Origin of the sequence: Arthrobacter sp. zg.Y820, assembly GCF_030125555.1 — a bacterium.
Classification (GTDB): Bacteria; Actinomycetota; Actinomycetes; order Actinomycetales; family Micrococcaceae; genus Arthrobacter_B.
The window spans coordinates 132,354-144,329 of record NZ_JASKLX010000008.1 but is presented as its reverse complement, the minus strand read 5'-3'; the positions used below and the strand labels follow the sequence as shown (position 1 = coordinate 144,329).

The following is an 11,976-nucleotide window of genomic DNA, read 5'->3' as shown; positions in this document are numbered from 1 at the left end:
ACAATTAAGGGCTCTCCAATGTTCTTGACACCACACCGAACGGCAGGCCCTGCCGTTCGCGCTGGCCGCGCACCGCACTGACTGCTGCCGGGTTGGCGGTCGCTCTGGCCATTGGCGGCTGTTCAACGGCCGGTACCGGCACAGGGACCGGCCAGAACTCCGAGGCAACGGCATTTTTCGATGACGGCACAGTGCATGAGATCAGCGTGCAGTTCAGCGACGAGGACTACCGGGCGATGCTTGCCGTAGTCGGAGTCGGGCGACAAGGACTGGATCTCCGCAACCGTCACCATCGACGGCAGCACGCTGGAAAATGTGGAACTGAGACTCAAGGGCAATTCCAGCCTGCAGGCCCTGTCCGGCAAGGGCGGCGGACCGCAGGGTGCGGGAGCGGCCGCAGCCAAAGAGGCGACCGCATCGGCCCATGCAACTGCACCCGCCGACGCGACCGCTCCCGGTTCCAGCGGCGACGGCGCAGGGACGGCCGAATCTCCCGAGACCCTTCCCCGGCTGATCCGAACCAACAAGTTTGTTCAGGGGCAGCTGTACCAGGGCCGCACGGACCTGGTGATCCGCGGCAACGACACCGAGGAGTACATGGACGTCTTCGAACAAAAGACCGGCGCTGAGAAGCGGCGGACATTGCCAAGTTCCTGACAGCCGAAGCTTCTTAGCATCCCCAAATGCCCAATGGCCCCGGAAGATCCGGGGCCATTGGTCATTGCTGGTGCGCCGCCACCAGCTGCGAGGAGCAGAGGTCAGGCAGGAGTTCCGATCATGGGCAGGGTTTCGATCATCGATCCAAGTTCGGCCATCAGCGCCGGTGCGCTGCCCAGGGAATAGGCGTTCTGCCGGCCCCACAGGAAGTACCGGTGGATCGAATAGTCGATGTCGGCGCCCATGCCGCCGTGCAGGTGCTGCGTGGCGTGCACAACGCGCAGGCCGCCCTGTGCCGCCCACCAGGAAGCGACGAGCGACGCCGACTCCGCGTCAGCATGTTCCTGATCAACGAGCCAGGCCGCACGGCGGGTGGTGAGCTTGATCCGCTCGGCGTCCAAGTGCGCATCCGCGGCTCGGGCCGAGACAGCCTGATTGGTCGAGAGCGGACGATCGAACTGAATCCGCTCCGAGGTGTAGGCAGCAGTAATTCTGATCGCTTCCTCACAGACACCCGCCTGGACGGCCGCCAACGCGATCCGTCCGAGCAGCCGGGCCTGCCGGACCGGAGCGCCCTCGCCGGTAAGCAGCTCAGCGGCGTCAACGTGAACGTTGGTGAGCGTGACCGTGGCTGCGGCCCCCTGGTTCGTCATCGCGATGCTCTCGCGGTGAACTCCGTCGCGGTCCACCGGCAGAAGAGCAGCGACCACGCCGGTCTCCGTCATCACCGGCACAAGCAGGGCAGCGGCGGCCGTGGCCCCCGGCACCGCGGCGAGCACGCCGTTCAGCCGCCAGCCCGCACCGTCGCGTTCGCCGCGAACCGCATTGTCCCCGTCCACGCCGGCGTCGATTGCTCCGACGATCAGTTCCGAACCGTCAAGGAAACCGGGCAGCCAGCGCTGCCGCTGCTCCTCGGTTCCCCAGTTCGCGAGCGGCAGGGCGGCCATGGCGACGGCGGAGGCCAGCGGCACCGGTGCCACCCGGCGTCCCTGCTGCTCAAGCACTGCAGTCAGGCCCAGCATGCCCAGCCCGGAGCCGCCGAACTCCTCGGGAAGCGCGAGTCCCAGGATGCCGCTCTCGGCCAGGGCGCTCCAGAGCGTCTCATCGTGGCCGCCGAGCTCACGCTCGACGTCGCGCACGCGCTGGAGCGTGGCCAGTGAGGCGAAGATTTCGTCCGCAAGCTGCGCTGCTTCGCGCAGGTCTTCATCGAGTTCGAACTGCATTGGAGTCTTCTTTCTTCTCTTGGCGGCGTGCCGCCAGTGTCATTCCGAGCGCCTTGGCCGCGACGATGTCCCGCAGGACCTCGTTGCTGCCTCCGCCGAAGGTATTGTTCTGTGCCCGACGTGCCAGCGTCTCGACGCGGCCGGAAATGGCGGCGCCCGGAGAGCCGGCGCGCAGCAGGCCTGCCACGCCGAGTACTTCCTGCAGCTTGCCGTAGACCTCCACGACGGTTTCGGTACCGATCACCTTCGCGGCGGCGGCGTCGCCGCCGGTGAGGGTGCCCGCCGCGACGTCGGCAACCAGGCGCAGGTTGACCAGATCAGCTGCGGAGAGCAGCGCGTACACCTCGGCGAGCGTGGAGCGTACCCACGGCAGGTCGATGACGTGGCCGGAGCCCAGCGGCTCGGTGCGGGCCCACTCCACCACCAGTCCCAGCATCTCGTTCGCAATGCCGCCGCGGGCCGCCAGTGCGACCCGCTCATGGTTGAGCTGGTTGGTGATCATGCGCCAGCCGCCGTTGAGCTCGCCAACGACGTTGCTGAGCGGAATCCGCACGTCCTGGTAGTACGTGGCGGCGGTGCTGATGCCGCCGACGGTGTGGATCTCGGTGGCGGAGAAACCCGGCGCCGAGGTAGGCACCATGACCACCGAGATGCCCTTGTGGCGCGGTGCGTCCGGGTCGGTGCGCACGGCCAGCCAGATCCAGTCGGCGAAGATTCCGGCACTGGTGAACAGCTTGTTCCCGTTGATGACAAGCTCGTCGCCCTCGATCCGCGCCGTCGTGCGCAGGGACGCGAGGTCGGTGCCGGCGCCGGGTTCGGAGTAGCCGATCGCGAAGGTCAGCTCGCCGGCGAGGATCGGCGGCAGGAAGAACTCTTTCTGCTCGGCCGTGCCGTATTTCATCAGCGCGGGGGCGACGGTGTTGAGGCTGACCAGGGACAGCGGCGCGTTGGCGCGGATCACCTCGTCGTAGAACACGAACTGGGCTTCCGGGTCCACGCCCCGCCCGCCGAATTCCTCCGGCCAGCCGAGGCCCAGCCAGCCGTCGGCGCCCATTTGTTTGAGGATCCGGGTGAAGGTGGGGCCGCCTTCCGTCTGGTGCACGAGGTCGCGGGCATCCTCGGCGCTGATGATGTCGGCGAAGTAGGCGCGCAGGTCGGTGCGCAGCTGCTTCGCCGCCGGTGAGAGATCGGGGTTCATTTTTCGCTCCTGGGGCTCAGTAGTCATTGGGCTCAGCGGTCGCTGGCGAGTACGAGTGCGCTGTGCGGCACCGGCGAGCCGCCGGTGACCAGCACGTTGGCGAGGGTCTTGGCCGGCTGGTTGGTCGAGGTGCCGCGGATGAGGCGGACGCCTTCGGCGATGCCGTTGACGCCGTGCATGTAACCTTCACCGAGCTGCCCGCCGTGGGTGTTGATCGGCAGGCTGCCGGTAAGTTCCAGTGCGCCGTCGGCGATCATGTCCTTGGCTTCACCGCGTTTGCAGAACCCGTACTCCTCGAGCTGGAGCAGGACCATGGGGGTGAAGGCGTCATACAGGATGGCGGCGTCGATGCCCTCGGGCCCGTGTCCTGCCTGCTGCCACAGTTGCCGTGCCACGAGCTCCACTTCCGGCATCTCGTCGATATTGTCCCGGTAGTAGCTGGACATGGAAATCTGCTGCGGTCCCACACCCTGTGCCGCGGCAGTGATGATCGCCGGCGGATGCGGCAGGTCGCGGGCGCGTTCGGCGCTCACGATCACCAGCGCCTGTCCGCCGTCGGTCTCCTGGCAGCAGTCCAGCAGGCGCAGGGGGTCGGCGATGAACCGGGAGGCCTGATGGTCCTCGATCGTAATGGGGCGGTTGTGGAACCACGCATTTGGGTTGTTGGCCGCGTGCTTGCGCGAGAGGACGGAAATCTGCCCGAAGTCGGCACTGGTGGCGCCGAACTCATGCATGTAGCGCCGGGCCAGGAAAGCTTCCTGGGCCGCGGGCGTCAGCAGCCCGTACGGATTGATCCAGTTCCGGTACTCCTGGTCGGTGGTTTGGGCGTAGGCAAACTGCGGCGGACCGGAGCCGAAACGGTGGCCGGAACGCTCGTTGAAGGCCCGGTAGACGACGACGACGTCAGCGACACCGCTGGCCACCGCCATCGCTGCCTGCTGCACCGGAGCGCAGGCTCCGCCGCCGCCATGCGGAATGCGGCTGAAGAACTTCAGCTCCGGGATGCCGAGCGCCCTGGCAACGGCAATCTCCGGATTGTTTTCCATGGAGAACAGGGAGAACCCGTCGACTTCCTCCACTCCGATTTGGGCATCGGCCAGTGCGGCCAGCACTGCTTCGCAAGCGAGCCGCCATTCACTGCGCCCGGAGTCCTTGGAAAACTCGGTGGCGCCGATGCCCGCAATGGCCGCCCGGCCCGAAAAGCCGCTCATGCTGCAGCCTCCGCCGGCAGGCTCACGCTCACCGTGGCCGTGAGGTGCGCGCCGCGGGCATGCGAGCCGACGACCTTCACCGTGGCCTGCGTTGCATCGTGCCCCACGATTTCTCCGGTCAGGTGCAGCACGTCACCCGGATAGAGGGGAACCCCGAGGCGCAGCTTGACCGAACGCAGCCGCGCGGCGGGCCCGGCCCAATCCGTGACATAACGGCCCAGCACGCCGTTGCTCGAATTGATGCTGATGAAGATGTCCGGGGAGCCGCCGCGCCGGGCGGCATCCGGATCGTGGTGCACGTCCTCGAAGTCCTGCGAGGCAATGGCGCCGGCCACGATGAAGCTGCGGTCGATCGGGATGTCGAGCTCGGGAAGTTGATCTCCGAGTTTAAGCTTGCTCATGACGCTCCTTGCTGCTGTGTAGCGTTCGTTGTTTCGCGCCGCAGCCGGAGCCGCGGCAGTTTCTCGCCGTGGGCGTGCTCGGCAAAGTACACCTCGACGGCGCAGCCGATGGCGAGGTCGTCATGGTCGGTCGGCTCGAAATCGGCCACCAATCGGGTTCCAGTGTCCAGATCCACGAGACCGACCAGCAGCGGGTAGGTGAAGGCCGGATCCTGGGGATGGTGCACAACGGTCCAGCTGTGCAGGGTGCCCTGCCGGTTCGATTCCACCGAGTCCCACTCGAACGAGCGGCACTGCGGGCAGGTGGGTGCCGGCGGATGGCGCAGCGTGCTGCAGTCGGTGCAGCGTTGCACGACTAGGCGCCCTTCGGCCGCGGCGTCAAACCAGAACACGTTGTCGTGCGTCCGCACGAGCGGCGGAACTGCTGTTCCCGGGGCTGTCATGCTGTCTCCTTGGGCCGGAACCGCAGCAGCGTGAACTGTTCGGTTGTGATGGTTGCCTGTTCGGCGTCTTCGTAGCGCTTTCCGAGAGTGATGAAGTATCCCTCGCCGAGCCCTGTCTTCTTTGGGCCGACAATGGAGTCAATGGTGTAGTGGCAGGTCACGTGCATTCCCACGGTCAGTTCGCGCTCGTAATGCTGCTCCAGCTCGGTGGCGACCACCGAGGTGTACCCCGCCTTGTCGAGCAGAAACAACAACTCGGAGTACGGGGTCTCTTCGACCACGCCGTCCCTGCGGGCGAGCTGCACTTCACGCCATCGGCGGTATCCCGACATGATCCAGGTGGAGACCATGGCCGGGGGAGCGATCACCCCGCTGCGGCCGGTTTCCTGTGCCGCGGCGTCGTCAACGTAGACCGGATTCCGATCGTCGAGGGCCTCGGCCCAGTTGCGGATCATTGCTTCCGAGACTGCGTACCTGGCCACCCGGGGTGGTTCGGCGACCGTGCCGACGAACCGCTGGAGGTCTTCGGCGCTGAGGGCGTGTGCTGCTGCGCCGCGCTGGCTCTCTTCCAGAGTCGGCATCAGGCACCTGCCCCGACGAGAGCCTGCGATGCTGCCGGCAGGGAATTGATGCGGCCGGCGGCGATGAATTCGGCGCGAATCGTTTCGCGCAGCTCCTGGTCCAGCGGGACAAACGGGCTGGTGCGGCTGGCAGCCCACCACACGTCGTCGGCCTCCCACGCGGTCTTGCGCAGCGGCGCCTTGTCGATCTTCACGTTCGCCGTGGTGGGTGCCTTGTCGACGATCCGCACGAACGTCGGACGCCACTTGGTGCCCAGGTCCGGCTGCGCGTCCAGGAAGGCCGCGAAGTCGAGAGGATCAAACTGGGCACCCGGGTGCAGCACCAGGGTGACCATGAGCTGGTCGCCGGTGCGCGGATCGGGCACGGCGTAGGCGTGCGCGCCGGAGACTGACGGGTGGCGCGAGATGATGCGTTCGATGGGTGCGGTGCCGAAATTCTCTCCGTCCACCCGCAGCCAGTCGGCGGTTCGCCCCCCGAAGTAGAAGTAGCCGTCCTCATCGCGGTAGGCCAGGTCGCCGGTCCAGAAGTCTTCGCCGCCGAACCGCAGCCGGTCCGCCATCGCTTCCGGGTTCTTGTAATAGCCCTCGAACCGGGGCCCGGCGCCGACCACGACGATCTCGCCGGTGGCCTCTTCGGCGTTAAGCAGCCGGCCGCTTTCATCAAACCGGGCCCGGGGGAGCTCGACGTTGTCGTCGGAGCGGACTTCCACAATCATGCCCGGAGCGGGAAGCCCCAGCGACCCGGCGGGGGTGCCCGGCACGGGCACGATGCGCACGATGCCCTCGCTGGAGCCGAAACCCTCGCGAACCTCGCAGCCGAAACGCTCGCGGAAGGCCGCGGCCTCGGCGGGGGAAGCCTCGGAACCGAAAACCGCTTCCAGGGAGTTGTCGGCGTCGGCCGGATCCTCCGGTTGGGCCAGCACGTAACTCAGCACGCGACCGACGTAGTTGACGAAGGTGACCTTGTGCTCCCGGAGGTCGCTGGAGAATCGGGTGGCCGAGAATTTCCGCACCATGACCACTGTTGCGCCCACCTCGGCGGCAGTCGCCAGGTTCATCATGATGGAGTGGCCGTGGAACAACGGCAGATGAAGGAAGCTGACCGAATCGCGGTGCAGCGAGATGCGATCCTTCAAGTTCGGGGTCAGGGCACCGAGGCGGCCCTGGGTGCAGATCACGGCTTTGGGGGCGCCGGTGGAACCGGAGCTGAACAGCAGCAGGTAGATCGCTGCCGGGTCCGGAATCTCCGCCGGCAGCGGCGAGCCGGCGTGGGCGGAGATCAGCTCGGCATAGGCAGCAGACTCCACATCGAAGATGCGGTCGGCGGGCACCGGAAGTTCGGGGCGGTCGTCTGCGGCCAGGTAGAGCGGCTCGCTGATCAGCAGATCGCAGTCAGCATGGGCCATGTCGTGCGTGAGCTCGGCCCCGCGGCGGGTGGGATTAATGCCGACGACGACGTCGCCGCTCAGCCCTGCAGCCAGCAGCCAAAAGACGAAATCGGGAGTGTTCTGCAGCAGGATCCCCACATGGACCTGGCTGCGTCCGGCTCCAGGCTCGATCGTGTCCAGGATGGCCGCCCTAGCTGCAGCCTCGGCGACGACCTCGGCCCAACTCCAGCTCCGCCCCTCGAAGCGAAGACCCTCATGCTCATCATGCACGCGCCCTCGAACTACTTCAGCGTACGTTCGCACCGCATCTTCTCCTTGTTGTCACAACGTTTCGCCTTACGCTAGGTGATCTTCCACCGTGCTCCCGCCGTCGTCCCACTGGGTGGAATCGGCAAGGCGCCGGTCGGAACGCCGGGCAGGCTGTAGTCATGTTTGACGGACAGCAAGAGGACGCGGGACCACGCAGCGGCGTACTCGAGCGCGTCACCCTGATCATGGACTGCCTGGGCGAGGCGCCAGGCCACCTCATGCTCGAGGACGTCGCAGGAATTACCGGGCTTCCGCGCTCGACGACGTTCCGGCTACTCCGCCAGCTGGCAGACCTGGGCTGGGTGGGGCACGAGGCGGAGGGCTATGTGCTGGGCCCGCGCTTGGCGTACCGCGGCGTTTTGGCGGATTTTGACGGACTGCGGGCCGCCGCGTCTCCGGTGCTGAGCGAGCTGGCCGGCAAGACCGGCTGTGTTGCCCACCTCGGGATCATGCACGGGGGCTTCGTGGACTATGTGGACAGGATCGGCGCCGGAGCCGAATCCAGCGTGCCAACACGGATCGGCACCAGGATCTTCGCCCCGGAATCCACCTCCGGAATGGCGATGCTGTCCTGGCTGGCGCCCCAGGAGGTTGACGCCGTCATTGATCACGCCGGGGCCAATCGTTCCGGCGGGCGTGATGTTCTGCACCGGGATCTGGGGATTGTTCGACGGCGCGGAGGCGTCGCTTACCGCGACGGCAGCGGCGGTGCCAGTGGCGTCAGCTCCGTGGGTGCTGCCATCCTTGGTCCGGAGGGGCCGGTTGGTGCGGTCTCGGTTGCGCGCCGGGGGAGCATTCCGCTGCAGAGCGTCGGGCCGCTGGTCCGGCGTGCCGCCGATGCCATAACTGCAGCGCTTCACGACAGCACCGCTGGCAGCGAGCGGTTATGACAGCCGGGCCCGCCGGCCGCCCTGAGTGAGTGCTGGCGCTCACGGCCTGCTCGCCGGAACGAAGATCCCCCGTGCACTGAGCGTGGCGCGCCCGTTGTGGCTGATGGCTCCCTCGGCGACGACTGTGCGTGCCTTCAGCTCGACGATCTTTCCGGACACCTCAACGACTTCGCCGATCGGGGTGGGATGGTGGAACGTCAGGGTGAGCTCGGCGGTGAACGCCGGGGTAACTTCAGCCATCACCAGGACACCGAGCACCGCGTCAAGAAGCGCCGCCCCGAAGCCGCCGTGCAGCATGTCCGGAGGCCCTTCGTGGACAGCGCTCAGCCGGAGGCGTGACCGCGCCTCACCGTTGCTGATCTCAATCAATTGGGGGATGCCCAGGGCGTTGTACGGAAACATGCGCCATCCGGCTCCCGAGCGGACCTCGCTTTGCCGGTCCGGCGTGAAAGGAATGCGTCGCATCCGGGGTGCGCGGCTGGCCTCCAGCCGTGAGCTGATCCCGTCCAGCCGCTCTGCTGCCTTCAGCATCTGCTGCTCTGACACTGTTGTCGTCGTTGCGGCGAGCATCAACCGGCGGGTGGCGGCCATCAGGGTGTCTGCTGTGTTTGACGGCCCGTATTCCCGGTCATTTTCCATGGCGTGCACGCTACGCGGTGGCCGCTGCCGGAAGCGGCCGCGTCCCACTGAATGAAATGGTGCAGGGCGGTCAAGGGGTGTCCCCGGGCCCACCGACGCGGAGGCTGCTCGCCTCGTTCGCTAACCGGAGCCCAAGATGGAGGTGATCAAGGAAGCGAAACTCTCTCGAGGCTGCGACTTGTACCGCTGGCACTGATACCTGCGAGGTGAGGCGGCGCTTCCGCGCCCTCGACGCACAGGGATCTTCTCGTGCCGGAGCGGAGAGCTAGACGACCACGAGGTCCGTTCCATCCGCCGCATGGTCGGCCATCGCTACGCTGCGGATTGCCGGATCTTCATAGGTGTTCCAGTAGTAGGTCGTGGTCCGGGACGAGAAAAGCCCGGTGTAGGTGGTTATTTCAAACTCGCCCGAGCCCATGGCCGCGCTTCCGTCCACCATCGAGACCGACTGCAGGGTATGGAACGCGCGGCTGACGTTCTCCTCTTCGCTCGTCTTGGGCGGGTAGTTCGCGTGGACGTAGGCCGCGCGCACAAACCGCGACGGCGAGTAGTAGTCGCCGGGGATCCCCCGCATCAGCGACCCCGAGCCGAACGGGGCCAGGTGCGCCTGGTTGAGCACGACCTCCTCCGGGAAATCGGGCGAGGCATTGAGGTAGTTGCGCAGGTTCTCGTGGTGCCAGCCGAAGCCGGGCTGGTTTGCCAGGACGTCGACGTCGTCGTGGAAGACGTGCATGCCGTCGTGCGTGTACTCCACAACGATGGCGCGCGTCGAGTCGCCGATCAACCAGTGCAGCAGCGAGCTCGGGTACTTCTCGTTGATCGGCCGATCCACAATGACAACCTTGTCCAGGGCTGCCTCTACCTCGTCAACACTGGAGAACTGGGAGGCCACCCAGAGCGGAAACTCAAACGCGGCAACATTCGTCGCGCCTTCAACCGGTGCCGACGCGTACTCCGCGTACCCCGGAAAGTTAAGGCCGCCGACCGCCAGGCCGGCGTCATTGCCGCAGTCGAAGTAGAGCGGCGTGTCTTCCTCCACAATGCCCATGCCAATGACGGCATGTTGGATCTTCGGCGCCGCGCCGAAGGGCGATTTGGTGGCGTACCCGGTGGGCGTCACCACCACCTTCTCCCCGAAATCGGATGTCCAGTCGAGGTTGCGGGCGAAATAGAGGTTGCCGCTGCCGTCCGAGAACCTGATGCCTGTGCACATATTGATGCTCCCTTTGATGGTGACGCTCCGAGAAGCTGCGATGTTTGGGGGACCTGCCGGACGCCTTCAAGAAGTAACGGAGGTGGCCACCCGGCCCGCAGCCTCCCTGCCGGTTCGTTTCAAGGCTAGGCCAGAGCCCGAGCAGGCGGCAGTGTGCTCTCCCCAAACGACGACGCCGCACACATATTCAGGTTGTCGGCTTTCCGCGTGAGGGGTCGACGTCGACCTGCGCTTCCGGGTGTCGGATCAGATAACCCTTGTCTCGCAGGGCTTGCAGAGACTGATCCAGAAATTCACCGCGCAGGAGTAGGAGGTCACTGTCGAAAGTCGATAAAACGAAGACTGGTAAGCCCTGCTGGGCGACCGCCGTTGTGAGGCCGGCAACAATCCCGGCCAAGTTGAACGGAATCGGCCCGTCAACGTAAAGGCAGCGCCACCCTGAATCAACATCGTCCGCCGTAAGACAGGCACTTTCTTCCGCGACCACGGAAAGCTCTTTGCGGGTGCGGGTGATCGACCACAGACCAGACAGCTGGCCAATGTCATCCAACGCGGTAAGGGGATCGAAACGGTAAATGCTCAAATGGTCCGGAAGAAGAGTAAGGCTCGCTGCCGGTGCCACACCGATTGGATTCTTGGTCATGGTTACACCGATTCGGTGTCGCGGAAGACGCTCACGACGGCGTCACTCTAATCGCTCGGCCACTATGGCAGAAGACCGACCACCGTCACAACTATTGCCAGGTCGGGCTCATGCCCTCGGGATAGCGAGCTCCGAAGCCGCCGGTCGGCAGGATCTCGCTGATGCGGGCTAGATCGGCTTCGGTGAGGCTGAGGTCGACGGCGCCAACGTTTTCCTCGACGCGCTTGGCGCTGCGGGTGCCGGGGATCGGGACGATATGTTCTCCCTGCGCGAGCAGCCAGGCGAGGGCGAGCTGCGCCACGGTGGCGTCCTTGGCTGCAGCGAGATCAGTCAGCCTACGGGTGGCGTCGACGTTCTTCTCGAAGTTGCCGGGCTGCCAGCGGGCGTCCCAGCTCCGCATGTCGGTCTCGTCATACTCGGCGGCGGGCTTCGCGGTGTCGGTGAGGAACCCGCGCCCGAGAGGCGAGTAGGGCACGAAGCCGATGCCGAGCTCGTTCAGGACGGGGAGCAGCACCTCCACGTCGCGTTCGAAGAGGGAGTACTCGGTCTGAAGGGCCGAGACGGGGTGAACGGCATGCGCGCGGCGCATGGTCTCCGGGCCGGCTTCGCTGAGACCGAAGTACTTCACCTTGCCGGCATCGATAAGCTCCTTTACGGTTCCGGCGACGTCCTCGATGGGAACGCTGGGGTCCACCCTGTGCTGGTAGAGCACATCGATGTGGTCAACTCCGAGACGGCGCAAACTGTTCTCGACGACGTCGCGGATGTGTTCCGGGCGGCTATCGAAACCGCCGTCGCGCGTGAAGCCGAACTTCGTGGCGATGACGACCTCGTCGCGGAAGCTCTTCACGGCCCGGCCAACAATTTCCTCGTTCGCACCCCAGCCGTACAGCTCGGCTGTGTCAAAGAACGTCACGCCCAACTCATGCGCTTTCCGGATTGCAGCAATGCCTTCCTGCTCATCACCGGGACCGTAGGCAAGCGAGATTCCCATCGAGCCGTAGCCGATGGCGGAAGTGGTCAGGCCCTGCGTGCCCAATGTTCGTGTCTGCATCATGTCTCCTTGGTATGGATCGAGCGGCAGTATGGATCTAGCGGCGTCCAAGACGCCCACCGAACGTGCGTGCAGTCTATGTCTGTTCGACGCGCAAGGTTTCGATGAGACCACCGTCTACCAAAC

The 11,976-nt window shown here is 65.8% G+C and carries 13 protein-coding genes; 2 read left to right on the top strand and 11 right to left on the bottom strand.

Features of this window, described 5'->3' with window-relative positions; all coding sequences use genetic code 11:
* Positions 1–315 precede the first annotated feature (315 nt).
* Positions 316–657 carry a hypothetical protein gene (locus tag QNN99_RS08210; protein WP_229965980.1) on the top strand — a complete coding sequence of 114 codons (342 nt, stop codon included), beginning with the start codon at positions 316–318 and terminating at the stop codon, positions 655–657.
* Between the two features lie 101 nt (positions 658–758).
* On the opposite strand, the gene QNN99_RS08205 is transcribed toward QNN99_RS08210, so the two are convergent.
* From QNN99_RS08205 to QNN99_RS08175, 7 genes are read right to left on the bottom strand one after another with little or no spacing between them, the layout of a single operon-like run.
* Positions 759–1,880, bottom strand: a complete 1,122-nt coding sequence (locus tag QNN99_RS08205; RefSeq protein ID WP_229965979.1) for an acyl-CoA dehydrogenase family protein — start codon at positions 1,878–1,880, stop codon at positions 759–761.
* The gene (locus tag QNN99_RS08200; protein WP_229965978.1) at positions 1,861–3,078 is read right to left on the bottom strand and encodes an acyl-CoA dehydrogenase family protein; all 1,218 of its coding nucleotides are present in this window, start codon (positions 3,076–3,078) and stop codon (positions 1,861–1,863) included. Before QNN99_RS08200 ends, QNN99_RS08205 begins: the two co-directional genes overlap by 20 nt.
* A gap of 32 nt (positions 3,079–3,110) precedes the next feature.
* Positions 3,111–4,289 carry a lipid-transfer protein gene (locus QNN99_RS08195; protein ID WP_229965977.1) on the bottom strand — a complete coding sequence of 393 codons (1,179 nt, stop codon included), beginning with the start codon at positions 4,287–4,289 and terminating at the stop codon, positions 3,111–3,113.
* Positions 4,286–4,690 (bottom strand): MaoC/PaaZ C-terminal domain-containing protein, encoded by a 405-nt coding sequence (locus tag QNN99_RS08190; RefSeq protein ID WP_229965976.1) that lies wholly within the window; start codon positions 4,688–4,690, stop codon positions 4,286–4,288. Before QNN99_RS08190 ends, QNN99_RS08195 begins: the two co-directional genes overlap by 4 nt.
* A complete protein-coding gene (locus tag QNN99_RS08185) occupies positions 4,687–5,133 on the bottom strand; it encodes a Zn-ribbon domain-containing OB-fold protein (protein WP_229965975.1) in 447 nt (148 codons plus the stop codon). Before QNN99_RS08185 ends, QNN99_RS08190 begins: the two co-directional genes overlap by 4 nt.
* Positions 5,130–5,714, bottom strand: coding sequence for an FAS1-like dehydratase domain-containing protein (locus QNN99_RS08180; protein WP_229965974.1), 585 nt, complete (start codon positions 5,712–5,714; stop codon positions 5,130–5,132). The genes QNN99_RS08185 and QNN99_RS08180 overlap by 4 nt, the downstream gene beginning before the upstream one ends.
* Complete coding sequence (locus tag QNN99_RS08175) at positions 5,714–7,372, bottom strand: AMP-binding protein (RefSeq protein WP_229965973.1); 1,659 nt, start codon at positions 7,370–7,372, stop codon at positions 5,714–5,716. The genes QNN99_RS08180 and QNN99_RS08175 overlap by 1 nt, the downstream gene beginning before the upstream one ends.
* Positions 7,373–7,530: 158 nt before the next feature.
* Between QNN99_RS08175 and QNN99_RS08170 the strand changes: the two genes are divergently transcribed.
* Complete coding sequence (locus QNN99_RS08170) at positions 7,531–8,301, top strand: IclR family transcriptional regulator (RefSeq protein ID WP_229965972.1); 771 nt, start codon at positions 7,531–7,533, stop codon at positions 8,299–8,301.
* A gap of 39 nt (positions 8,302–8,340) precedes the next feature.
* On the opposite strand, the gene QNN99_RS08165 is transcribed toward QNN99_RS08170, so the two are convergent.
* The 4 genes from QNN99_RS08165 to QNN99_RS08150 form a co-directional block, all read right to left on the bottom strand.
* Complete coding sequence (locus QNN99_RS08165; RefSeq protein ID WP_229965971.1) at positions 8,341–8,940, bottom strand: PaaI family thioesterase; 600 nt, start codon at positions 8,938–8,940, stop codon at positions 8,341–8,343.
* Positions 8,941–9,205: 265 nt separating this feature from the next.
* Entirely contained in the window at positions 9,206–10,153 is a 948-nt protein-coding gene (gene bsh / locus QNN99_RS08160; RefSeq protein WP_229965970.1) for a choloylglycine hydrolase, read from the bottom strand.
* Positions 10,154–10,340: 187 nt separating this feature from the next.
* Complete coding sequence (locus QNN99_RS08155; protein WP_229965969.1) at positions 10,341–10,796, bottom strand: ACT domain-containing protein; 456 nt, start codon at positions 10,794–10,796, stop codon at positions 10,341–10,343.
* A 91-nt stretch (positions 10,797–10,887) separates the two neighbouring features.
* The gene (locus tag QNN99_RS08150) at positions 10,888–11,850 is read right to left on the bottom strand and encodes an aldo/keto reductase (RefSeq protein WP_229966095.1); all 963 of its coding nucleotides are present in this window, start codon (positions 11,848–11,850) and stop codon (positions 10,888–10,890) included.
* Positions 11,851–11,976 lie beyond the last annotated feature (126 nt).